Below are 22,976 nucleotides of genomic sequence, written 5' to 3' on the forward strand. Positions count from 1 at the left end.
CTCTCAACTAACCGCCCTCACTGGGCTGGAGGTCTGGATCTGATGGACTACACCCGCGCCGCGAAATATTTCCTGCTGCAGGACTTCTGGAAAGGGTTCGGTCTGGGGATGAAGTATTTCTTCGCCCCCAAGGCCACCGTGAACTATCCGCACGAAAAGGGGCCCCTGTCGCCCCGTTTCCGCGGTGAACACGCCCTGCGCCGCTATCCCAATGGCGAGGAACGCTGCATCGCCTGCAAGCTCTGCGAGGCGATCTGCCCGGCACAGGCGATCACCATCGACGCGGCGCCCCGCACCGATGACGGGTCGCGCCGCACCACGCGCTATGACATCGACATGACCAAGTGCATCTACTGCGGCTTCTGCCAGGAAGCCTGCCCGGTCGATGCCATCGTCGAAGGTCCGAACTTCGAATTCAGCACCGAGACGCGCGAAGAGCTATACTACGACAAGGAAAAGCTGCTGGCGAACGGCGACCGCTGGGAATCCGAGATCGCCCGCAATCTTGAAATGGATGCGCCCTACAGATGACCGACGCCAAGAACCCCTTCGAGGCCATGATGACCATGGGGCAGGACTGGGTGAAACAGCTCAACCCTGCGATGGAATCCTTTACGCCCAAGGGGTTCGAGGCGCTGTGGCCGACGATGCCCAAGGAAATGATGGAAACCTTCTTTGGCAAGGGGTTGAATCCGGACGGACTTGACGCCAAGACGCGGCTGTTGATGACGTTGATGGGGCTGACGATCATGGGCGCGCAGGCCGAGGCGCAGTTGCGCCTGACTGTGCGCCATCTGGTCGAGGCGGGTGCCACCCAGAAGGAAGTCGCCGAGACGATCGCCATGGCCGCCATGTTCGGCGGCGTGCCGTCGATGCAGAAGGCGATGGAAATCGCCAACGACGTGATGAAAAAGGACGACGAGGCATGACCCCATTCGTGTTCACCTTCTACCTGTTCGCGATCACAACGATCATGGGCGGGCTGATGACAGTCCTGTCGCGCAACCCGGTCCATTCGGTGCTGTGGCTGATCCTTGCGTTCCTGTCCTCGGCGGGCCTGTTCGTCACGCTGGGCGCCGAATTCGTCGCCATGCTGCTGATCATCGTCTACGTCGGCGCCGTCGCCGTGCTGTTCCTGTTCGTTGTGATGATGCTGGACGTCGATTTCGCCGAGCTGAAGGCCGAGATGTCGAAATACCTGCCGCTGGGTCTGCTGATCGGCGTCGTGGTGCTGATGCAGCTGGCCATCGCCATGGGTGCCTGGACCTTTTCCGACGATATCGCGTCGCGCCTCGCGGCACCGGTGCCGGACAGCTATAACACCACGGGTCTGGGTCTGCTGATCTATGACCGCTACATCATCCTGTTCCAGCTGGCGGGTCTGATCCTGCTGGTCGCCATGATCGGTGCGATCGTGCTGACCCTGCGCCACCGCGTCGACATCAAGCGCCAGAACGTCATCGCCCAGATGCACCGGGATCCGGCGCTGGCGATGGAACTGAAAGACGTGAAACCGGGGCAGGGCCTGTAAGGCCGCCCCAACCGAAGGACAAGACCGATGTCGAATACAACCATTGCCGCGCTGATCATCGTACTGATCCTCGTCTTCGGCGGCGGCTACACTTTCTTCGGCTAAGACCAGAACAAGACGGGCGAAACGCCCAGAGGGACCAAGCGCATGATCGGACTGGAACATTATCTTGTGGTGGCGGCGGCGCTGTTCGTCATCGGCATCTTCGGGCTGTTTCTCAACCGCAAGAACGTGATCATCCTGCTGATGAGCATCGAGCTGATGCTGCTGGCGGTGAACATCAACTTCGTCGCGTTTTCCAGCTTCCTTGGCGATCTGGTGGGGCAGGTGTTCACCCTGTTCGTCCTGACCGTCGCCGCGGCCGAGGCTGCCATCGGTCTGGCCATTCTGGTCTGCTTCTTCCGCAACCGCGGGACCATCGACGTTGAAGACGTCAACGTGATGAAGGGCTAAGGCACATGGAAACGATCATCCTGTTCGCACCGCTTGTCGGTGCCCTGATCTGCGGCTTTACATGGCGCATGATCGGCGAAAAGCCGGCGCAATGGGTCGCCACATCGCTGCTGTTCCTCGCGGCTTTCTTGTCCTGGGTCGTGTTTCTGGGCTTTGATGGTCAGACACAGGACATTCAGGTGCTGCGCTGGATCGAAAGCGGGTCCCTCTCTGCGGACTGGGCAATCCGGCTGGACCGCCTGACCGCGATCATGCTGATCGTCATCACGACGGTCTCTGCGCTCGTGCACCTCTATTCCTTCGGCTACATGGCGCATGACGACAACTTCAAGGACGGCACGCCGTACCGGGCGAGGTTCTTTGCCTACCTGTCGTTCTTCACCTTCGCCATGCTGATGCTGGTGACCGCCGACAACCTGATCCAGATGTTCTTTGGCTGGGAAGGCGTGGGCGTCGCATCCTACTTGCTGATCGGCTTCTACTACCGCAAGCCAAGCGCCAATGCCGCCGCGATCAAGGCGTTCGTGGTCAACCGGGTCGGCGACTTCGGCTTCGCCCTCGGGATCTTCGGCCTGTTTTACCTGACCGACTCGGTCAAGTTCGCCGATATCTTTCCGCAGACGCCAGAGATCGCGCAGACGCAGATCGTCTTCCTCTGGACGGAGTGGAATGCCGCCAACCTGATCGGCGTGCTGCTGTTCATCGGTGCGATGGGCAAGTCCGCGCAACTGTTCCTGCACACCTGGCTGCCCGACGCCATGGAAGGCCCGACACCGGTGTCCGCGCTGATCCACGCCGCGACCATGGTCACCGCCGGTGTCTTCCTCGTCTGCCGCATGTCACCCCTGTTCGAATACGCCCCCGAGGCCAAGCAGATGATCGTCTTCATCGGCGCCTCCACCGCGTTCTTTGCCGCGACCGTGGGTCTGGTGCAGACCGACATCAAGCGCGTCATCGCCTATTCGACCTGTTCGCAGCTGGGCTACATGTTCGTGGCAGCCGGCGTCGGCGTCTATTCCGTCGCCATGTTCCACCTGCTGACGCATGCCTTCTTCAAGGCGATGCTGTTCCTCGGTGCAGGCTCGGTGATCCACGGGATGCACCACGAACAGGACATGCGGAACTATGGCGGTTTGCGGAAAAAGCTGCCTTATACCTTCGCCGCCATGCTAATCGGCACGCTGGCGATCACCGGCGTCGGCATTCCGCTGACCCACATCGGTTTCGCAGGCTTCCTGTCCAAGGACGCCGTGATCGAAAGCGCCTGGGCAGGCGGCACCGGCTACAGCTTCTGGATGCTGGTCATCGCGGCGCTGTTCACCAGCTTCTACAGCTGGCGTCTGATGTTCCTGACCTTCTACGGCACGCCGCGCGGCGACCATCACACGCACGAGCATGCCCATGAATCCCCGATGGTCATGCTGGTGCCGCTGGGCGTGCTTAGTCTTGGCGCGATCTTCGCAGGCATGATCTGGTATGGCCCGATGTTCGGCGAGACGCAGAAGGTCGCATCCTTCTTCGCAATCCCCGCCGCCGGTGAAGTGCAGGCCGAGGAAGGCGCACCCGCTGCCGACGCAGCCCACGGTGAAGGCCCCGCCGTCGCCATCGAACAGGCCGCCGAAGGCGACGCCGCCGGTGCCGTCGAGGCGATCACCGCCGAAGGTCACGCCGGCGACGATCCTGACACCGAAGGCCACCACTTCGTCTTTGGCGGAGAGCCGGGTGCCGGTGCAATCTTCATCGGGCCGGACAACCACACCATCGACGGCGCGCACGAAAGCCCGATCTGGGTCAAGATCAGCCCCTTCATCGCGATGCTGATCGGGTTCCTGACGGCCTACCAGATGTACATTCGCCGTCCCGACCTGCCAGCCAAGCTGGCCGCGAACCAGTCGCATCTGTACCAGTTCCTGCTGAACAAGTGGTACTTCGACGAAATCTACAACTTCATCTTCGTGCGCCCCATGCTGGCCGTCGGCCGGTTCCTATGGCACCGCGGTGACGAGGGCACGATCGACGGCGGCATCAACGGTCTGGCGCTTGGCATCGTGCCGTTCCTGACCCGCACCGCCGGGCGGATGCAGTCGGGCTACGTCTTTACCTACGCCTTCGCCATGGTGGCCGGCATCGCACTGCTGCTGACCTGGATCACGCTCACCGGAGGGGCCAACTGATGGGCAACCTGCTATCTCTCACCACGTTCATTCCGCTGATCGGGGCCGTCATTCTGGCGCTGTTCCTGCGCGGCAATGACGTGGCGGCCCAGCGGAATGCCAAGTGGGTGGCGCTGGCCGCGACCTCTGCCACGTTCCTTGTGTCTTTGTTCATTCTGTTCGGCTTCGATCCCGCGAACACCGATTTCCAGATGGTCGAGCAGCATTCCTGGCTGCTGGGTCTGAACTACAAGATGGGCGTCGATGGCATTTCGGTGTTGTTCGTCATGCTGACGACTTTCCTGATGCCGCTGGTGATCGGCGCCTGCTGGGGCGTCGAGACGCGGGTCAAGGAATACATGATCGCCTTCCTGCTGCTGGAAACGCTGATGTTGGGCGTCTTCATGGCGCTGGACCTGATCCTGTTCTACCTGTTCTTCGAGGCCGGCCTGATCCCGATGTTCCTGATCATCGGCATCTGGGGCGGGGCGAACCGGATTTACGCAAGCTTCAAGTTTTTCCTCTACACCTTCCTCGGGTCCGTCCTGATGCTGGTGGCGATGGTCGCGATGTTCAGCATCGCGGGCACGACCGACATTCCGACGCTGATGACGACGGATTTCCCGTCCACCGACTTTGCGGTGCTGGGTATCACCATCGTCGGCGGCGCGCAGACACTGATGTTCCTCGCGTTCTTCGCCAGCTTCGCGGTCAAGATGCCGATGTGGCCAGTCCACACCTGGCTGCCCGACGCCCACGTGCAGGCGCCGACCGCAGGCTCCGTGGTGCTGGCCGCGATCCTGCTGAAGATGGGCGGCTACGGCTTCCTGCGGTTTTCGTTGCCGATGTTCCCGGTGGGGTCAGAGGTGATGGGACCGATGGTCCTGTGGCTGTCGGCCATCGCCATCGTTTATACCTCGCTCGTCGCGTTGGTGCAGAAGGACATGAAGAAGCTGATCGCCTATTCCTCGGTCGCGCACATGGGTTACGTCACCATGGGCATCTTCACGGTGAACCAGCAGGGCCTCGACGGCGCGATCTTCCAGATGCTCAGCCACGGCTTCATTTCGGGCGCGATGTTCCTTTGCGTCGGCGTGATCTATGACCGGATGCACACCCGCGACATCGATGCCTACGGCGGCCTCGTGAACCGGATGCCGGCCTACGCTATGGTCTTCATGTTCTTCACGATGGCGAACGTCGGCCTGCCGGGCACCTCCGGTTTCGTCGGTGAATTCCTGACGCTGATGGGGATCTTCCAGGAAAACACTTGGGTCGCCGTCGTCGCGACCTCGGGCGTGATCCTGTCGGCGGCCTACGGTCTCTGGCTCTATCGCCGGGTCGTCATGGGCGACCTGATCAAGGAAAGCCTGAAGTCGATCACCGATATGAACGGCCGCGAGCGTGCGATCTTTGCGCCGCTGGTGGTGATGACCTTGTTGCTGGGCGTCTATCCCAGCCTTGTCACCGACATCATCGGCCCGTCGGTCGGGGCGTTGATCGGCCAATACGATACGGCACAGGCGGCCTACGAGGCAGCCTCTCAAGTTGCTGCGAACTAAGGAAACGGACCCATGATTTCTGCCGATATCCAGACCGTCCTGCCGGAAATCGCCCTCGCGGTCTATGCGATGGTCGCTTTGCTGGGCGCGGTCTACACGGTCAAGGACGGGGCCGCGTCCACGCTGGTCTGGCTGACGTCGGGCGTGTTCCTGCTACTGGCCGCCTGGATCGCGACGCGGCAGGGCGGTGCCGTGCCCGCCTTTGACGGCATGTTCGTCTCTGACGGTTTTTCCCGCTTTGCCAAGGTCACGATCCTGCTGTCCGCTGCCGCCGTGTTGTTGATGAGCGAGACCTACATGGCGCGCCGCAACCTGCTGCGGTTCGAATATCCGCTGCTGGTCGCGCTAGCCGTCGTCGGCATGATGGTCATGGTTTCGGCCGGTGACCTGATGTCGCTCTACATGGGGCTGGAGCTGCAGTCGCTGGCGCTTTACGTCGTGGCCTCGCTGCGCCGCGACAGCATCCGCTCGACCGAGGCCGGGCTGAAGTATTTCGTCCTTGGCGCGCTGTCCTCGGGCCTGCTGCTCTACGGTGCCTCGCTGACCTACGGCTTTGCCGGCACCACGCTGTTTTCGGGCATCATCGCGGGCGTGCAGGACCAGCCGTCGCTGGGACTGCTGTTCGGCCTCGTGTTCCTGATCTCGGGCCTTGCGTTCAAGGTCTCGGCAGCACCGTTCCACATGTGGACGCCGGACGTCTACGAAGGCTCGCCCACGCCCGTCACGGCCTTCTTTGCGACGGCCCCCAAGGTGGCGGCCATGGCGCTGTTCGCCCGTGTCATGTTCGACGCGTTCGGCGGCATCACTGGCGACTGGCAGCAGATCGTGGCCTTCCTGTCGGTCGTGTCGATGTTCTTGGGCTCCATCGCCGCGATCGGTCAGCGCGACATCAAGCGTCTGATGGCCTACTCCTCCATCGCGCACATGGGCTATGCCCTGATGGGTCTGGCCGCCGGCACCGCCTTCGGCGTGCAGGCGATGCTGATCTATATGGCGATCTACGTCACGATGAACGTCGGCACCTTCGCCTTCATCCTCGGGATGGAACGTGACGGGCGCCCGGTGACGGATATCCAGAGCCTGAAGATGTATGCCAAGGATCAACCGACCCGCGCGCTGGCGATGCTGGTCCTGATGTTCAGCCTTGCGGGCGTGCCGCCGATGGTGGGCTTCTTCGGGAAGCTCTACGTCCTGCGGGCGGCCTACGACGCCGGTCTGGCGTGGCTGGCGGTGGCCGGTGTGATCGCCTCGGTCATCGGGGCCTATTACTATCTGCGGATCGTCTTCTACATGTACTTCGGCGAAGAGGGCGAAAAGCTCGACGCGCCGACCCAGCCGATCCTGGGCGGCTTCCTGCTCGTCTCGGCGGCCATGATGGTCTTCGGCGTCGTCAACCTTTTCGGCATCGAGCCGATCGCGGCAGCCGCCGCCGCAGCCCTTGTCAACTGATCCGACCACGGACGCCCTCTGGCCAGAGGGCGTGCTGTGCCGCCACCTGAAGACCGTGGATTCAACCATGTCAGAGGCGGCGCGGATCGCGCCGACCCTTGAGGCCCCGACCTGGATCATCGCCGACGCGCAGACCGGTGCAAGGGGACGGCGTGGCCGGAGCTGGCAGACGCCTGACGGTAATTTTGCCGCAACGCTGGTCTACAAGCCCAATTGCACGGCCCAGCAGGCCAGCCTGCGGTCGTTCATGGCCGCCGTCGCCCTGTTCGAGGCGCTGGCGATGTATGTCGACCGCACCAAGTTGTCCCTGAAATGGCCCAACGACGTGCTGCTGAACGGCGGCAAGGTCGCTGGCATCCTGCTGGAAACCAGCGGGCAGGGGCCATACGTGGACTGGCTGTCCGTCGGGATTGGCGTCAACCTTGCCCATGTACCGGACGGCATCCGCGATGCGGCCTTCCCGCCGGTCTCCCTTGTGGACGCGTGCGAGCGGGTGCCGACACCCAATGACTTCCTGATCCGCCTCGCCGCTGACTACGCCACGCAGGAAGCCAAGCTCTGGGAGTTCGATTTCGAGATCATCCGCAGCGACTGGCTGCGCCACGCCGCACGTCTGGGCGAGGTCATCACCGCCCGCACGGCGCGCGAAGACATCACCGGCACGTTCGACACCATCGACAACGACGGCAACCTTGTCCTGATCACGCCGGAGGGGCCGCGCGTCATTCCCGCCGCCGACATCTACTTCTAGAGAGGAGGCGGACATGCTGTTGGCCATCGACTGCGGCAACACGAATACCGTGTTCTCGATCTGGGACGGGACGCGCTTTCTGGCGACCTGGCGGACCAAGACGGACTGGCAGCGCACGGCTGACCAATACTACGTCTGGCTGCAATCGCTGATGGCTATGCAAAAGGTCGCGGTCGACATCGACGAGGTCATCGTCAGCGCCACGGTGCCGCGCGTCGTCTTCAATCTGCGCGTTCTCGCCGACCGCTATTTCAACTGCCGCCCCATCGTCGTGGGTAAACCCGAATGCAAACTGCCGGTGGCCCCGCGCGTCGATCCGGGCACGGCCGTCGGGCCGGACCGCCTCGTGAACACGGCGGGCGCCTTTGATCGTCACGGCGGGAACCTGATCGTGGTGGATTTCGGCACGGCGACGACGCTCGATGTGGTGGACGATGACGGCGCCTATGTCGGCGGAGTTATTGCCCCCGGCGTGAACGTGAGCCTCGAGGCCTTTCACATGGCCGCGGCCGCCCTACCTCATGTGGACGTGACCAAGCCAGACCGCGTGATCGGAACGAATACCGTCGCCTGCATGCAGTCCGGTGCGTTCTGGGGTTACATTGGTCTCGTGAAAGAGATAACCGCACGGATCAAAGCCGAACGTGGCCGAGAGATGACCGTCATCGGGACCGGTGGACTGGCCTCACTCTTCGCCACAGGCGACCAATTATTTGACCGGGTCGAGGATGACCTGACGATGCACGGGCTGACCGTCATCCACAATTACAACAAGGACCATACATGAGTGCTGCAAAAGCAAACGACCGCCTGATCTACATGCCGCTTGGCGGTGCCGGAGAGATCGGGATGAACTGCTATGTCTACGGCTACGGCCCCAAGGGCAAGGAGCGCCTGATCGTCGTCGACCTCGGCGTGACCTTCCCCGACATGGACGGGACACCCGGCGTCGACCTGATCTTTCCGGACATCACCTGGCTGAAACAGCGCCGGGCCCAGATCGATGGCATCTTCATCACCCACGCGCACGAGGACCACGTCGGCGCCGTGGGCCTGCTGTGGGAACAACTGGGAGCGCCGATCTACGCGCGCAAGTTCACCGCCAATATTGCCAAGCGCAAGCTGCAGGAACAGGGCCAGTCCGACAACGTCGTGACGGTTGTCGAACCCTATCCGGCAGTGATCGACTGCGGCCCCTTCAAGGTCTCCTACGTCCCGATCAGCCACTCGATCCCCGAAAGCGCCGGTCTGGTCATCGACTCGCCCCACGGGCGCATCGTTCACACCGGTGACTTCAAGGTCGACCTGACCCCGGTCGTCGGCGACCCTTTCAACACCGAGCTTTGGCAGGAAATCGCCAAGGACGGCGTCAAGGTGTTGGTCTGCGACAGCACCAACATCTTCTCGCCCCACGCTGGCCGCTCAGAGGTCACCATCGGCCCGGCTATCACGGACCTGATGAAGAACGCCGCCGGCATGGTCGCAGCGACGACCTTCGCCTCCAACATCGCCCGCCTCAAGACGCTGGCCGATGCCGCCGTCGCCGCGGGCCGTACGGTCTGCCTGCTGGGCCGGTCGATGAACCGCATGGTCGAGGCGGCCAAGGAAACCGGCCTGCTGACCGATTTCCCCAATACCGTCGGCCCGGAAGAGGCGCAGAACATCCCGCGCAACCAACTGATGCTGCTGGTCACCGGATCCCAAGGCGAACGCCGCGCGGCCTCTGCCCAGCTCAGCCAGGGTACCTACCTCGGTCTGAACCTGAAAGAAGGCGATACCTTCCTGTTTTCGTCCAAGACCATTCCGGGCAATGAGAAAGGCGTGATCCGCATCATGAACCAGCTGAGCGAGCTGGGTGTGGACATCGTCGGCGACGACGGCGGTAAGTATCACGTCTCCGGTCACGCGAACCGGCCCGATCTGGAAACCATGCACCAGATCATCAAGCCGCAGTTCCTGATCCCGATGCACGGCGAACACCGCCACCTGCGCGAACACGTCAAGGTCGCAGGCCTTTACGGTCTGCCGGGGATCGTGGCTGTGAACGGCATGATGGTCGACCTGTCGGGCAACAAGCCCTCGGTGGCCGAATACGTCGAAACCGGCCGCACCTATCTGGACGGCTCGGTGCAGATCGGCGCCATGGACGGCGTCGTGCGCGACCGGATCCGCATGGCGCTGAACGGCGTCGCGGTCGTCACACTGATCATCGACGAAAACGACGATGCCTTGGGTGATCCGTGGGTCGAAATCTCGGGCCTCGCCGAAACCGGACGGTCCGATGCATCACTGGCAGAGGTAATGGAGGCGGATCTGGCCCAGTTCATCGGCCGCGCCGACGCCAAGACCCTGCGCGACGACGTGAAGCTTGAAAAAGAAATTAAGAACATCGCCCGCCGCTCCGCGCAAAGCGAGATCGGCCGCAAGCCCGAAGTCATCGTGGTGATCAGCCGCCTCGGCTGATCCAGACTTTCCTTGAATCGAAAAGGGCGCGCACCGAAAGGTCCGGCGCCCTTTTTCACATCGTCACGCGCGCTACCGCGCTCCTTCTTCTGGTCAAAAATACTTCGGGGGTGCGGGGGCAGCGCCCCCGCGGATCGGCCCGGCGCCAGCCGGGTCGATCCATCACTCCGAACAGACCCAGACCGCACCGCCCACCGCCACGGCGGTCACGGCGGCGGCCCCGATCGCAACAGGGGCGCTGACGATGCCAGCCGCACTGGTGGCCGCCGTCCCGAGGGCGCTGGTGATCGAGGCGTGTGACCCTGACAACAGCACCGCGCCCGAACTGTGCGTCACCTTGCTGAGTGTCGAATCACCGGTCCCCAGCACCGTGCCGACGACGGCGCCGGTGGCATGGGTCAGGGTATCTTTCGTCCCGTTCACCTTTTTGCAAACGCCACCACTGGAACAGCGCCCGCGAAAGTTGCGGGTGCCCGGCACCAGCAGGAAACCGGTCTCGGCATCGGTATACTGCAGGCACATCTCGTCGACGGGTTCGATCTCGCTGACGAAGGCAAAGACCTCCTCGCTGGTGCAGGCGCGCTGGTCGCCCGTCAGCCAGTCGAAGGATCGGCCCGGAAAGTTTAGCAGCCGTTCGCGCCGGGTCGTCGGCGCCGGGGAAACGGTCAGCGTTTCCGTGTCGATCTGCAAAGAGATCGATTCGATCGTGCTCTGGCACACATCGGCCATGGCCGACTGGCCCAGCAGCAGAAAGGGAATGATGATGGATTTCAGCATGGCTCTGGCCCCTGTTTTTCAGGAACCATGCCGCAGCCGCCCCGTCCCGTCGATGTGAAAGCGATCACATCGGCGGGACATGGTGCAGGCTCAGGAGGCGCCGCGCTCTGCGAAGCTTTTCGCGATGAAATCCGGCGTGTCGTCGCCCATGCCGACGACGTCGGCCTGACGACCGCCGCCAGAGCGGTCGTTGCGGCCGCGGTTCCGGTCAGTGCTGTCACGCGGCGTGCTGCGATCCTGCTGATGGCCGCGGTCATTGCGGTCGTTCGTGTCGCCACGGTCGGTCCGATCTGCCGTGTCACGCGGCGCGCGATCCTGATCGCGCCGCGGGCGACGACCGGTCTCGGCAGCACCCGACGCAGGCTCGGCAGCGGTCTGCGGCTGTGCGTCGCGCACCTCCTGTGCCGGTGCCGCAGCGGCCGCAGCACCCTCTGGCGCCGCTGTGGCCGCCGCGACCGGTGCCGTGTCGGCCTGCGGCGCATCCGGTGCGGAGGCCTCTGCCGCGGGCGCATCCTTTGGCGCGGCCTTGCGGCGGGTGCGCTGGCGGCGGGGCTTGTCCTCGCGCGGGGCATCGACGTCGTCGATTGGCGATGTCGTGGTCGGCGGCGTGGCGTCGCCCATTGGGTTGTCCAGACGCGGGATCGGGTTCTGCACCAGACGTTCGACGTCGGCCAGGTTCTTTTCGTCCCGTGGCGCACAGATCATGATCGCCGTACCGGTACGGCCCGCGCGGCCGGTGCGGCCGATGCGGTGGACATAATCCTCGGCGTGGCTTGGCACGTCGAAGTTGAAGACGTGGGTCACGGCGGGGATGTCCAGACCGCGCGCGGCCACGTCAGAGGCGACGAGGAACCGGATCGACCCGTCGCGGAACCCGTCCAAGGTCCGCGTGCGGTGTGACTGGTCAAGGTCGCCGTGGATCGGCTCGGCGTTCATCCCATGCTTTTTCAGCGACTTCGCCACCACATCCACGTCGGACTTGCGGTTGCAGAAGATGATCGCGTTGGAACAGGCGTCGCCTTCGGCGCCGATCAGGCGGCGCAGCAGTTCGCGCTTTTCCGCGTCAGCCTTGGTCTTGTGCGTGCCTTGGAACATCACGACGCCCTGCTTGATGTTCTCGCCGGTCGTGGCGGCGCGGGCCACTTCGATCTTGGCGGGATTGCTCAGGAAGGTATTCGTGATCCGCTCGATCTCTGGCGCCATCGTGGCCGAAAAGAACAGCGTCTGACGGGTGAAGGGCGTCATCTGGAAGATGCGTTCGATATCCGGAATGAAGCCCATGTCGAGCATCCGGTCGGCTTCGTCAACGACCATGATCTTGACGTCGGACAGGATCAGCTTGCCACGCTCGAAATGGTCGATCAGGCGGCCGGGGGTGGCGATCAGGACGTCGACGCCCTTGTCGATCAGCTGGTCCTGTTCCTTGAACGAGGTGCCGCCAATCAGCAGGGCCTTCGTCAGCTTGGTATATTTGGCGTAGGTCTCAAAATTTTCGGCAACCTGAGCCGCCAGTTCGCGAGTCGGGGCCAGCACAAGACTGCGCGGCATCCGGGCGCGGGCGCGGCCGCGGCCCAGCAGGGTGATCATCGGCATGGTAAAGGCGGCGGTCTTGCCGGTGCCGGTCTGGGCGATACCCAGCACGTCGCGGCCTTCAAGTGCCGGGGGAATCGCCCCTGCCTGGATCGGCGTGGGGGTTTCATACCCAGTGTCGATGATGGCCTTGAGGACCTTGGGGTCGAGGTTCAGGTCGGAAAACTTGGTCATGTAGCCCTTTCGCAGATGCGGCTGATATGGCCGCAGAACTGCGCGGCCCGCCCGACCAGATTGCCGAGGCGTTCGACTGGCATGCCGTTACGCCATAGTTCTGCAATCGTCAAGGTTTAGGCGGAACAGGGGGCGGATGATCCGCGTTGAGAGGACGAATATCACGAAAGGATACGACATGATCAAGAAGCATGGCACCGCGAACTGGCAGGGCACACTGAAGGACGGCATCGGCAAGGTCTCGACCCAGACCAAGGCGCTGCGCGACCACCCCTACGGCTTCAAGGCGCGTTTCGAAGACGGCGCCGGCACCAACCCCGAAGAGCTGGTGGGTGCGGCCCACGCCGCATGCTTCGCCATGGCGATGTCCCTGAACTTGGGTGAAAAGGGCTATACCGCCGACAACATCGACAGCAAATCGACAGTGCATCTGGAAGAGGTCGATGGCGGTTTCGCCGTGACCAAGGCGCATATCGAGGTGACAGCCACGATTCCCGGCATCAGCGAGGACGAGTTCATGGAGGTTGCCAAGGCAACCGAAAAAGGCTGCCCGATCAGCAAGCTGCTGAACGCCGAAATCACGATGGACGCGAAACTGGCCTGAGGTCAGACGACAGCCGTGTCGTGCAGCGCGGGCGCGTAGCCTGCGCGCATGACCGCTACGAATGGGGCAGGGGTCAGGACGATGACCTCTGCCCCTCGCGTTTTTGACAGGGCCAGGCGGTATCCGCCGGGGGCATACCCCTGCAGCCCCTGCGCGCCGACAAGATGCGGGCGATCTTCCCACAGCACGAACGTCCCCGGCGGCAGCGTCGCAAGCCGCGCCCTATGCCGCCTTTGGTGGCGGGTGCCGGCCTCGGTGCGTGCGGCATGCAGGACGGCGTCGATCTCGGATGCCTTTGCGCAGCCGCCCGTGGCATCGGTCCAGGCATGTTGAAACGCCACGTAGGCCGGTCTGCGGCACAGGGCGCAGGGCCGGTGACCGGCGGCCATGGCTGCGGCTTCATCCAGAAAGAACAGCTCGGTCCAGTTGCGGCCTGTCATCGGCTGGCGGCGCCGGCCCTTGTAATCCAGCGTGCAGCAGATCCACGCCTTGTGGCGCCACCGTGCCGCCCCCAGAACCCCGTCCGAGGTGTGCAGGATACCACGGTTGCCGGTCAACGTACCGCGTCCGGGGTGGGCGACGATATCGCCGGTGGGCAAGACACGGTTCTGCAAGGTCATGGCCGCAGGTTAGGGCGGGCTTTCGGCCTTTTCCAGCACTCTTGCAAAGGCCTCGGCCGGGACCGTGCCGTCACAGCGGCCGCGTACCCCCCAGACGCGCAGCGGCAGACCCGTCACGGCGGCAAGTCGGAACGCGGCTTCGCTCAGGGTGATCGCGCCGACCTCTGCCGGCTGGCAGCCGTCGATGCAGTGGGTGAACCGCCGGTCGTGCGCGGCGTAGGTCAGCGTCGCGTTGCCAGAGGTGATGCGTTCGATCAGCGGCCCGTTGGCGTCACGCCGTCGCACGTTCGTCAGCACGCCGTAAGCCCGGCCCTGCGGCCCCATGACGATCACCGGCCGGGCGGTCATTAACCCATCGCCATCCGCACCGCGAAAGATCTCGCGTTCGTTGGTGGTGAACGACGTCGTGCCCAGCCAGTCGTCATAGGTCTGCAGCACCTCCTGACCGATGGGTACGCAGGCGGTCAGAACGGAACAGAGGCAAAGCAAAAGGACGGTCCAGCGCATGCCAGACCGTCCCGCATTTCGGTTAACAGGGGGTGAAGATCAGACCATCATTTCCTTGGTCGCCGACAGCGTGATGCCGGGATAATCGCGGCCCACCCGGTCGATGTCCCACTGCAGGCGGGTCAGGAACACGGTGTCGCCGTCGTTGTCCAGCGCGATATGCTGCTTGTTGGCGGCGGCAAAGGCGTCCACCGCCTCTTTCGTGCCATGCACCCAGCGGGCCGAGGTGAACTGCGACCCTTCGAACCGGACGGGCAGGCCGTATTCCAGCTCGATCCGCGACGCCAGCACCTCGAACTGCAAGGCGCCCACGACGCCCACGATGAAGCCCGAGCCGAAGGTCGGCTTGAAGACCTTGGCGGCGCCTTCTTCTGCGAATTGCATCAGCGCCTTTTCCAGATGCTTGGCCTTCATCGGGTCGCCCGCGCGGGCGGTTTGCAGCAGTTCCGGCGCAAAGGACGGAATTCCGGTGACCTTCAGCACCTCGCCCTCGGTCAGGGTGTCGCCAATGCGCAACTGCCCGTGGTTCGGGATGCCGATGATGTCGCCGGCCCAGGCCTCCTCGGCCAACTCGCGGTCGGCGGCGAGGAACATGACGGGGTTGGTCACGGCCATCTGCTTTTTGGACCGGACGTGGGTCAGCTTCATGCCGCGTTCGAAATGCCCCGATGACATGCGCACGAACGCCACGCGGTCGCGGTGCTTGGGGTCCATGTTGGCCTGCACCTTGAAGACGAAGCCGGTGACGGCTTCTTCCTCCGGCGCGATCATGCGCGGCTCTGCCCGCTGGATCTGCGGTTCCGGGCCATAGGTGCTGATGCCCTGCATCAACTCCTTCACACCGAAGGAATTGATCGCCGATCCGAACCAGATCGGCGTCATGGTGCCCGCCAGCATGGCATCGTGGTCCAGCTTCGGCATCAGCTCCTGCGCCATCTCGATTTCCTCGAGGAAGGTGCCCAGCAGGTCGGCCGGGATCAGGTCGCGCAGCTTGGGATCATTCAGACCCGAAATGCGCACCGACTGCGCCACCTTGTTGCGGTCGGCGCGATCCATCAGGTCCAGCCGGTCGTTCAGGATGTCGTAGGTGCCGATGAATTCGCGGCCCTTGCCGATCGGCCATGACGCCGGTGTCACGTCGATCGCGAGGTTTTCCTGAATCTCGTCGATGATCTCGAAGGTATCGCGGCTTTCGCGGTCCATCTTGTTGCAGAAGGTCAGGATCGGCAGGTCGCGCAACCGGCAGACCTCGAACAGCTTCTGCGTCTGGCTCTCCACACCCTTCGCCCCGTCGATCACCATGACGGCGGCGTCCACGGCGGTCAGCGTGCGATACGTATCTTCCGAGAAATCGGAGTGGCCGGGCGTGTCGACCAGATTGAAGCGGTAGCCGTCGAAATCGAACGACATGGCCGAGGCCGAGACAGAGATGCCCCGGTCCTTTTCCATCTGCATGAAGTCCGACCGCGTGCGCCGTGCCTCGCCCTTGGCGCGCACCTGTCCGGCCATCTGGATGGCACCGCCATACAACAGGAACTTTTCCGTCAGCGTCGTCTTTCCGGCGTCCGGGTGCGAGATGATCGCAAAGGTCCGGCGGCGGGCGATTTCGGGGGGCAGGGCGGGGCGATTTGTCATGGGCCTGCCTTAGCGCGGCGCCGGGACAAGGGCAATGCGGCGTGCCATGACGTCTGACGATCACTGCGGCCCATCGGCGGTCGCCCTGCCGCAGGCCAGTCCCTGCGGCAGGATGGCGGTTGGTATCCGATAACAGGCCCGCTGTTTTTGTTTAGCGGCACACGCTCATCCCATGATTGTCCCAGACCGCCGCACCTGACTGCGGCCGATATTCAGCAAGAGGATCCTGCCATGATCTCGAAAACTCGACTGAGCCTTGTCGCCATTGCGCTTGGCGCATTGACGGCCTGCGGTGGGACCACGGTGCCGCTGCCGGCCCCCGGGGGCAATGTCTCGCCCGGCGATAACCTGCTGCCTTCCGGTGGATCAGGCCGCCTGTCGCTGCGTGAAATCGGCACCGTCAGCGACAGGCTGGCGCCCGGCTACAATGCCGCCGGCATCACCCCCAAGGCGTCAGTGCCGATCAGCGGCGGGGCCAATTACCTCGGTTATGTCGCCGGCAACCTGAGCGCTGCGAACCTCAATTCCGGCCATTCCGTCGGCCTGAACGGCGTGACAGAGATGGGCGTCGATTTCGGCACCCGACGGGTCGCCGGCACGGTCGGCAACTTCGTGACCGAGACCGGCAACCAGATCGAAGGCACGCTGAACGTGAACGGCACGCTGGACCGGGCCGTCAATCCGTCGCAGGTCACGATCCGGGGCGATGTGAACGGCGTGATCAACGGCGGCACCGTCGGCGTCAACGGCATGATCACGGACAACAACGGGCGCGCCGGCGGCTTCAAGGGGAGTTCCGGCCAGTACATCGGTCTGCCGATGCGCGGGGCAATCAACGCCAACGGCACGCCCGGCACCTTCGCGCTTGACGGTGTGTTGGGGCGGACGTCGCGCTGACCCCTGCGCCTTCGTCCGGATCGCGGTTAATACGATATTAACCGCGATCCGGTCAGAGTGGGGACGGTCCGCAAGGAGGTCTTCGATGCGCGTGAACAGCCTGATTCTGATGGTGTCCCTGCTGGCCGGTTGCGGCGGCGTGGGTGGTGGCGCCGGTCCCGGCGGGCTGACGCCGGACGCCATCGACGAAAGCCTCGGCGGTCTGCCCATCAGCAACCCTGCCGATCTGCCGGCGACGGGGCGCGCGGAATATGGCGGCTACATGCGCGCAAGGCTTCCGACCGGGCCTGATGGCGCACGGGTCCAGTATCTGGGCGATCTGCAGATGGATGTGAACTTTGGCGCAGGTTTCGACCAGATCCGGGGCAGCGCCACGGGGTTCGAGGCTGCGGACACCCACACGCTGGACGGCGCGCTGACGATTACCAACGGCGCGATCTATCGCGATACCAATCCCGATGCCGCCTACAGCTTTGACGGCGACGTGTATGGCACCCTGTCAGACGCCAGCGGCCGCTATGCGGTCGACGCGCAGATCGAAGGCGAGTTCCTCGGGACCGACCAGAGCGCGGTCAGCGGGTTGCTGTTCGGCGATGTGACGGGGCCTGCGGGGCTTGATGTCTTTGACGGGACCTTTGCCGGCACCCGCCGCGCGAACTGAACCTTAATCAGACGACGCGCGGCGCAGCATGGCGACCGCGTCACCGGCGCTCAGCAATGACTCGCGGACCTCGTAATCAAGGTGATGGCGGTGGCTGTGACCGCGGCGTACATTTTCATCCAGATGGTCCGGCAAGGCGTTGCGCGTCCGCGGGTCGATCAGCAGGGATTCGGCCGCGATCCCTTCGGCATAGATGATCTGATGCTGATCGAACAACAGCTGGAAATAGTCGACGAAGCCGCCGTCCTGTTGAAACACCGTATCGCCGTTGATCAGGTGACGCACCTTGACCAGCACCTCGTGGCGGCCGGCACCCAGACGGTCCTGCCGCTGGTAGACGAACAGCCTGTGATCGGGGCTGAGGACCAGGTCATTGGCATTGTGCAGCGCGCCCTTGCGGATGACGACGGGGGCAAAGTCGCCCACGGCGCGCAGCGTCGTCTCGCCGACCCAGCGCACGACCTGCGGGCCGTCGTCGCGGGTCAGGACCCGGTCGCCGATCCGTACATCCTCGATCGCGACCTGCGCACCGGACGCCATGGTGATCCGGGTGCCGCGGGTGAACGACACGCTCGCGACCTCGGCAAAGCGGGTCGTGGCGATCTGTCTGTCGACGCCGACAAGACGGTAGGGCAGGTTCGCCGCAAGGTTCGCCAACGGCAGCATATAGACCGCCTCGACCCCGCCACCGACGACTTCGACCAGGATCAGGGCCTCGTAGGTCTTGCCGTCGATCGCCATCAGGGTGATGCAGCAATCCAGATAGACGTCGCTGCCCGGCATCCCCGTCTGACCGCCCGGTGCGATACGGAACCGCCCGGCATCGTCCTGCGGTTCCAGCGACAGGGCCAGCGGTTGCACCTGCGCCGTCATCTCGTAGATGTCGTCCAGCACAAGCTCGTCGGCAAACGTCATCGCCTCTCCGGATGCGACACCGTCCGTCACCCGAAAGGCATCCGCGGGCAGGACATGCACGCTCTGGCTTTTCTGGGATCGCGGCGCCATCGTATTCCTTTTCGGGCGAAGATTTCCGTTGCAGCCGCCTGCTGCACCCGTCGGACCTTGTCAATCCATGGCCTAGTAGGGTTAACACGGTCTGAATCGTCAAGAGGTTGCAGACGTCACAGCAGAAGGAGGATTGAAAATGGATCTGGGGATCAAAGGGCGCAAGGCGCTGATCTGCGCGGGATCGAAGGGACTGGGGCGCGGCTGCGCCATGGCGCTGGCCGAGGCCGGTGTTGATCTCGTGCTGAACGCCCGCGGCACGGAGGCGCTGGAACACACGGCGGACGACATTCGCACAGCCTTCGGCGTCACGGTCACGACCGTCGCCGCCGATGTCGCCGACGCCGAAGATCGCGCGCGCCTGCTGGATGCCGCAGGGCAAGTCGATATTCTTGTCAACAACGCGGGCGGTCCGCCGCCCGGGGTCTGGTCCGACTGGGACCGCGCCGATTTCATCGCGGCCCTGGATGCCAACATGCTGGCGCCGATCGCGATGATGACAGCACTGCTGCCCGGCATGATCGACCGCGGCTGGGGCCGCGTCGTCAACATCACATCGGGGTCCGTCAAGGCGCCGATCCCGCAACTGGGGCTGTCGAACGCGGCACGCGCGGGTCTGACGGGCTATGTCGCCGGCACGTCGCGGCAGGTCGCACCCCACGGTGTCACGATCAACAACCTGCTGCCCGGCATCCACGCCACCGACCGCGCGGACTCGCTCGACGGCAACGTGGCCCGGGCGCAGAATATCTCGGTCGAGGATGCCAAGGCCCAGCGGATTGCCACCATTCCCGCGCGTCGCTACGGCGAGGCTGCGGATTTCGGCGCGATGTGTGCGTTCCTGTGTTCCGAACGGGCGGCCTTCATCGTGGGCCAGAACATCCTGCTGGACGGCGGTGCGATCAACGCGACGCTGTAGCTGTGCCTTGTGATCGCGGGCCGGTGTTGCTAGGTCAAAGCCCGAGTCTTTTGATAGAGTAACCCATGCCCGCGATCCCGCGCCTCGAGATATCCCGGCTGGCCAAGCGGTTCGGCGACCATACCGTTGTCGATGACGTCAGCCTCTCGGTCATGCCGGGGCAGGTGACCTGCCTGCTGGGCCCTTCGGGCTGCGGCAAGTCCACGACCCTGCGCATGATCGCGGGGGTCGAGGATCCAGACGCGGGCCGGATCGACGTGGACGGCCGCACCCTGTGGCAGAACGGGCAGAGCGTGCCGCCCGAACAGCGGTCCATCGGATTGATGTTTCAGGACTTTGCACTGTTTCCGCACCTGAGCGTGGCGCAGAACGTGGCCTTCGGCCTGAAACTGGACCGGACGGCGGCGCGCGCGCGCGTGGCCGATCTGCTGGACAAGGTCGGCATGGGCCGCCACATCGACCGCTTTCCGCACGAACTTTCTGGCGGCGAACAGCAGCGGGTGGCCCTGGCGCGGGCCTTGGCGCCGCGGCCCAAGGTGATGCTGATGGACGAGCCGTTCTCGGGCCTCGACGACCGGTTGCGCGACGATATCCGGGACGAGACGCTGGACGTGCTGAAGGCCGAAGGCACCGCCGTCCTGCTGGTCACCCACGAGCCGGGAGAGGCGATGCGGATGGCCGACGAGATCGCGCTGATGCGCGATGGCCGCATCGTGCAGCGCGGCGCGCCCTATAACATCTACAACACGCCGGTCGACAGGCGTGCTGCCGCATTTTTTAGCGACATCAATGTGATACGGGGTGAAGTTCACGGGGCGCTGACCGATACGCCCTTTGGTCAGTTCCTTGCCCCCGGCGTGCCGGACGGCACCGCCGTCGATATCTGCATCCGGCCCCAGCACCTGAAGATCGACTTTGACCGCGCCGGGCGCGGCCCGAATCCGACACCCACCGAAGGCACCCCCGCGCGCGGTGTCGTGCAGCGCGCCCGGTTCATGGGATCTGAATCGCTTGTCGAGTTCCGGATGGATTACGATGGCACCATCCTGCGCGCGCAGATCCCGTCGGTCTTTCTGCCCAAACCCGGCACGCCGCTGTGGATTATGATCCGGCGCGACCGCTGTTTCGTGTTTCCGGCCGCCGCGTAAGGCAGCAGGCGTCGGTCAGTCGTCCTTGGCCAACCGCCCGGCGCGTCCGCCGCGCCGCTGGGTGATCTGGCCTGCGCGTGACGAAAGCTCTGCCATGACCTCCCGACGCGCATCTGGCGTCATCCGTGACCATGCGCCGATTTCGTCGATGGTGCGCAGGCATCCGGTGCACAACCGGCTGGCAGGGTGGATCACGCAGATCTTGATGCAGGGGCTGTCGATCTCGTCGCGTTTCCAGACGTTGTCGGTGCTTTCGGTCATGGGTTGGCCTTCATGTGGCGGATGCGGTCCAGCGCACCCTGCAGGATATAGGCCGCCGCGACGTGGTCGATGACCTCCGCTCGGCGTTTCCGAGAGGCATCCGCCTCCAGCAGCGCACGGGTGGCGGCGACGGTGGACAGGCGCTCGTCCCAATAGGTGATCGGCAACGGCGTCAGCTTTTCTAGATTGCGGGCAAAGGCGCGTGTCGCCTGACAGCGCGGCCCCTCGCTGCCGTCCATGTTCAGCGGCAGACCCAGCACCAGCCCGGCGATCTGGCGCCTGTCGCACAGGGCCAGCAAGGCCGCGGCATCAATGCCAAATTTCTTGCGCCGGATCGTCTCCAGCGGGGTGGCCACGCCACGCAGCACGTCTGACACGGCAACGCCGATGGTCACTGTGCCAAGGTCCAGCCCCGCCAGCGCCCCCAGCGGCGGCACTTCCGCCAGAAACGCCGGGACGTCGTCGCAGATCATTTGGCGACGCCTGCGGATTGTGCCGCCGTTTCAAGGACCTGCATGGCGACGCTGTCATCGGCAAAGGTCGTCTGTGCCTCGGCCCAGACGGTTCCGGCCTTTTCCGTGTCGCCCAGCACGCCGTAGGCCGTGATCAGCCGCGCCCATTCAGAGGCGGGACCACCCTGGGTCGCCAACCGGTCGGCCAGTTGCGCCACCATGCCGCCGATCATCGCCTGACGGTCCTCTGGCGACATGTCCTGGGCTGCGGCCATGTCGGCCATGCCCGGACCCTTCACCTCGGGAAGGCTGTATTCGATTCCGGCGCGGGCGGCGGCATCCTCGATCTGCGCGCGGGTCAGGTCGGCGTGAAACGAGGTGTCGCCGCTTTCCACGATGGGCCGCCAGAACCGGAAGGCGATGTCGGGCCGCCCGGTCTGGTTGTAGAGCGCACCCATGTAATAGCGCCCTGCCACGTTCGCCTCATCCCGGGTCAGCAGATCGCGGGCAATGACCTCGGCCTCTGGCGAGACGACGCCGTTTGCAGCGGCAACCATCAGGTCAAGCTGGCGCTGCAAATCGTCCAAGGTCACCGTGTCACCCTTCAACGCCACGACACGGTCCTGTGCCACAAGTGCCGCCGCATAGTTGCCAAGCCGTGTTTCGTGGAACGACAGCAGGGTCCAGCCTTCCAGATCGTCAGGCCGCGTGGGCACGATGGCCCGCAGCTGCGCGATCTGGTCGGTGTATTCCTTCGGCGCATCGACGGGGGGTGCGGCTGGCGCCGCCGCCTCAAGTGCTGCCTGATCCGGCCGGTTGGCGCGCATCTCTTCGGCCTGCGCCAGACGGGCGGCGATGGGCTGGTCGGGCTCTCCGGGGGCGCCGAGATCAAGATAGGTCGCACCCCCCACGCCAAGCAGCACGACGGCGATCAGACCGGCGACGGCACGGCTGGCCCAGGCGGGCGCGGTCCCGGTGGCCTGTTCCGTCCGGCTGACATTCAGCAGACGGCGCGAGATTTCGGCGCGGGCGCGCTCGGCCTCTGACGGGTTCAGCACGCCGCGGGTCACGTCGCGGTCGACCTCTTCCAGCTGGCCCTTGTAAAGCGCGATCTGCGGGTGTTCGACGGGGGCCGCCACCGGTCGCAACAATGGTGCAGCCAGCAGCAGGGCGATACCCAGTGCCATGACGATGCAGATGATCCAGAACACGCAGCTTCCCCCATACTTCCGCCCCTACCTAGTCGCCCGCAGGCCCACTGAAAACCCCGCATGCCGCGCCCTGCGACGCGCCACCGCAGAAGGATGTCGCAAAACCCCGCTGTCTTGCCGCTGGCAGTATCCTCCTTTATGCCCGGGCAGGTC

Annotated in this window: 24 protein-coding genes; 15 read left to right on the forward strand and 9 right to left on the reverse strand. The window is 64.3% G+C overall.

What is annotated here, in order from left to right:
• The first annotated feature begins 33 nt into the window (after nucleotides 1-33).
• The 10 genes from nuoI (at nucleotide 34) to GLR48_RS14030 (ending at nucleotide 10,362) form a co-directional block, all read left to right on the forward strand.
• A complete protein-coding gene (gene nuoI / locus GLR48_RS13985; protein WP_237064557.1) occupies nucleotides 34-531 on the forward strand; it encodes an NADH-quinone oxidoreductase subunit NuoI in 498 nt (165 codons plus the stop codon).
• On the forward strand, nucleotides 528-929 hold the full coding sequence (locus tag GLR48_RS13990) for a carboxymuconolactone decarboxylase family protein (protein WP_237062329.1): 402 nt from the start codon (nucleotides 528-530) through the stop codon (nucleotides 927-929). The genes nuoI and GLR48_RS13990 overlap by 4 nt, the downstream gene beginning before the upstream one ends.
• The gene (locus GLR48_RS13995; RefSeq protein WP_237062331.1) at nucleotides 926-1,531 is read left to right on the forward strand and encodes an NADH-quinone oxidoreductase subunit J; all 606 of its coding nucleotides are present in this window, start codon (nucleotides 926-928) and stop codon (nucleotides 1,529-1,531) included. The genes GLR48_RS13990 and GLR48_RS13995 overlap by 4 nt, the downstream gene beginning before the upstream one ends.
• Before the next feature lie 147 nt (nucleotides 1,532-1,678).
• Nucleotides 1,679-1,984, forward strand: a complete 306-nt coding sequence (gene nuoK / locus GLR48_RS14000; RefSeq protein ID WP_090187326.1) for an NADH-quinone oxidoreductase subunit NuoK — start codon at nucleotides 1,679-1,681, stop codon at nucleotides 1,982-1,984.
• Between the two features lie 5 nt (nucleotides 1,985-1,989).
• On the forward strand, nucleotides 1,990-4,158 hold the full coding sequence (gene nuoL, locus GLR48_RS14005) for an NADH-quinone oxidoreductase subunit L (protein WP_237062333.1): 2,169 nt from the start codon (nucleotides 1,990-1,992) through the stop codon (nucleotides 4,156-4,158).
• Nucleotides 4,158-5,699, forward strand: coding sequence for an NADH-quinone oxidoreductase subunit M (locus GLR48_RS14010; RefSeq protein WP_237062335.1), 1,542 nt, complete (start codon nucleotides 4,158-4,160; stop codon nucleotides 5,697-5,699). The genes nuoL and GLR48_RS14010 overlap by 1 nt, the downstream gene beginning before the upstream one ends.
• A gap of 12 nt (nucleotides 5,700-5,711) precedes the next feature.
• Entirely contained in the window at nucleotides 5,712-7,148 is a 1,437-nt protein-coding gene (gene nuoN, locus GLR48_RS14015; protein WP_237062336.1) for an NADH-quinone oxidoreductase subunit NuoN, read from the forward strand.
• Complete coding sequence (locus GLR48_RS14020) at nucleotides 7,138-7,899, forward strand: biotin--[acetyl-CoA-carboxylase] ligase (protein ID WP_272911413.1); 762 nt, start codon at nucleotides 7,138-7,140, stop codon at nucleotides 7,897-7,899. The genes nuoN and GLR48_RS14020 overlap by 11 nt, the downstream gene beginning before the upstream one ends.
• Nucleotides 7,900-7,912: 13 nt before the next feature.
• Nucleotides 7,913-8,686: a type III pantothenate kinase gene (locus tag GLR48_RS14025; protein WP_237062337.1), complete on the forward strand. Its 774-nt coding sequence runs from the start codon at nucleotides 7,913-7,915 to the stop codon at nucleotides 8,684-8,686.
• On the forward strand, nucleotides 8,683-10,362 hold the full coding sequence (locus tag GLR48_RS14030; protein WP_237062338.1) for a ribonuclease J: 1,680 nt from the start codon (nucleotides 8,683-8,685) through the stop codon (nucleotides 10,360-10,362). Before GLR48_RS14025 ends, GLR48_RS14030 begins: the two co-directional genes overlap by 4 nt.
• Before the next feature lie 162 nt (nucleotides 10,363-10,524).
• Here the strand turns inward: GLR48_RS14030 and GLR48_RS14035 are convergent, their stop codons facing one another.
• Nucleotides 10,525-11,139: a hypothetical protein gene (locus tag GLR48_RS14035; RefSeq protein WP_237062339.1), complete on the reverse strand. Its 615-nt coding sequence runs from the start codon at nucleotides 11,137-11,139 to the stop codon at nucleotides 10,525-10,527.
• Nucleotides 11,140-11,229: 90 nt separating this feature from the next.
• A complete protein-coding gene (locus GLR48_RS14040; RefSeq protein ID WP_237062340.1) occupies nucleotides 11,230-12,903 on the reverse strand; it encodes a DEAD/DEAH box helicase in 1,674 nt (557 codons plus the stop codon).
• 178 nt (nucleotides 12,904-13,081) lie between these two features.
• On the opposite strand from GLR48_RS14040, the gene GLR48_RS14045 reads away from it, so the two are divergent.
• Nucleotides 13,082-13,507: an OsmC family peroxiredoxin gene (locus tag GLR48_RS14045; protein ID WP_237062341.1), complete on the forward strand. Its 426-nt coding sequence runs from the start codon at nucleotides 13,082-13,084 to the stop codon at nucleotides 13,505-13,507.
• Between the two features lie 2 nt (nucleotides 13,508-13,509).
• Here GLR48_RS14045 and GLR48_RS14050 read toward each other — a convergent pair whose 3' ends face one another.
• Genes GLR48_RS14050 through GLR48_RS14060 form a run of 3 tightly spaced genes read right to left on the reverse strand, consistent with a single transcriptional unit; the run spans nucleotide 13,510 to nucleotide 16,269 of the window.
• On the reverse strand, nucleotides 13,510-14,127 hold the full coding sequence (locus GLR48_RS14050) for a hypothetical protein (protein WP_237062343.1): 618 nt from the start codon (nucleotides 14,125-14,127) through the stop codon (nucleotides 13,510-13,512).
• A gap of 9 nt (nucleotides 14,128-14,136) precedes the next feature.
• Nucleotides 14,137-14,634 (reverse strand): DUF4374 domain-containing protein, encoded by a 498-nt coding sequence (locus GLR48_RS14055; protein ID WP_237062345.1) that lies wholly within the window; start codon nucleotides 14,632-14,634, stop codon nucleotides 14,137-14,139.
• A gap of 39 nt (nucleotides 14,635-14,673) precedes the next feature.
• On the reverse strand, nucleotides 14,674-16,269 hold the full coding sequence (locus GLR48_RS14060; protein WP_237062347.1) for a peptide chain release factor 3: 1,596 nt from the start codon (nucleotides 16,267-16,269) through the stop codon (nucleotides 14,674-14,676).
• A 231-nt stretch (nucleotides 16,270-16,500) separates the two neighbouring features.
• Between GLR48_RS14060 and GLR48_RS14065 the strand changes: the two genes are divergently transcribed.
• Nucleotides 16,501-17,166: a hypothetical protein gene (locus GLR48_RS14065; protein ID WP_237062349.1), complete on the forward strand. Its 666-nt coding sequence runs from the start codon at nucleotides 16,501-16,503 to the stop codon at nucleotides 17,164-17,166.
• Between the two features lie 85 nt (nucleotides 17,167-17,251).
• Nucleotides 17,252-17,827: a hypothetical protein gene (locus tag GLR48_RS14070; RefSeq protein ID WP_237062351.1), complete on the forward strand. Its 576-nt coding sequence runs from the start codon at nucleotides 17,252-17,254 to the stop codon at nucleotides 17,825-17,827.
• Between the two features lie 3 nt (nucleotides 17,828-17,830).
• On the opposite strand, the gene GLR48_RS14075 is transcribed toward GLR48_RS14070, so the two are convergent.
• Complete coding sequence (locus GLR48_RS14075) at nucleotides 17,831-18,832, reverse strand: Hint domain-containing protein (protein ID WP_237062352.1); 1,002 nt, start codon at nucleotides 18,830-18,832, stop codon at nucleotides 17,831-17,833.
• Between the two features lie 139 nt (nucleotides 18,833-18,971).
• Here GLR48_RS14075 and GLR48_RS14080 point away from each other — a divergent pair, with 139 nt between their 5' ends.
• Entirely contained in the window at nucleotides 18,972-19,751 is a 780-nt protein-coding gene (locus GLR48_RS14080) for an SDR family oxidoreductase (RefSeq protein WP_237062353.1), read from the forward strand.
• Nucleotides 19,752-19,816: 65 nt separating this feature from the next.
• Entirely contained in the window at nucleotides 19,817-20,899 is a 1,083-nt protein-coding gene (locus GLR48_RS14085; protein ID WP_237062354.1) for an ABC transporter ATP-binding protein, read from the forward strand.
• A 15-nt stretch (nucleotides 20,900-20,914) separates the two neighbouring features.
• On the opposite strand, the gene GLR48_RS14090 is transcribed toward GLR48_RS14085, so the two are convergent.
• The 3 genes from GLR48_RS14090 to ccmI are packed head-to-tail and all read right to left on the reverse strand — an operon-like array spanning nucleotide 20,915 to nucleotide 22,823.
• Nucleotides 20,915-21,160 carry a DUF1289 domain-containing protein gene (locus GLR48_RS14090; protein ID WP_237062355.1) on the reverse strand — a complete coding sequence of 82 codons (246 nt, stop codon included), beginning with the start codon at nucleotides 21,158-21,160 and terminating at the stop codon, nucleotides 20,915-20,917.
• Nucleotides 21,157-21,633 (reverse strand): Holliday junction resolvase RuvX, encoded by a 477-nt coding sequence (gene ruvX, locus GLR48_RS14095; RefSeq protein ID WP_237062356.1) that lies wholly within the window; start codon nucleotides 21,631-21,633, stop codon nucleotides 21,157-21,159. Before ruvX ends, GLR48_RS14090 begins: the two co-directional genes overlap by 4 nt.
• Nucleotides 21,630-22,823: a c-type cytochrome biogenesis protein CcmI gene (gene ccmI, locus GLR48_RS14100; RefSeq protein ID WP_237062357.1), complete on the reverse strand. Its 1,194-nt coding sequence runs from the start codon at nucleotides 22,821-22,823 to the stop codon at nucleotides 21,630-21,632. Before ccmI ends, ruvX begins: the two co-directional genes overlap by 4 nt.
• Nucleotides 22,824-22,976 lie beyond the last annotated feature (153 nt).

This window comes from Loktanella sp. M215 (assembly GCF_021735925.1).
GTDB lineage: Bacteria > Pseudomonadota > Alphaproteobacteria > Rhodobacterales > Rhodobacteraceae > Loktanella.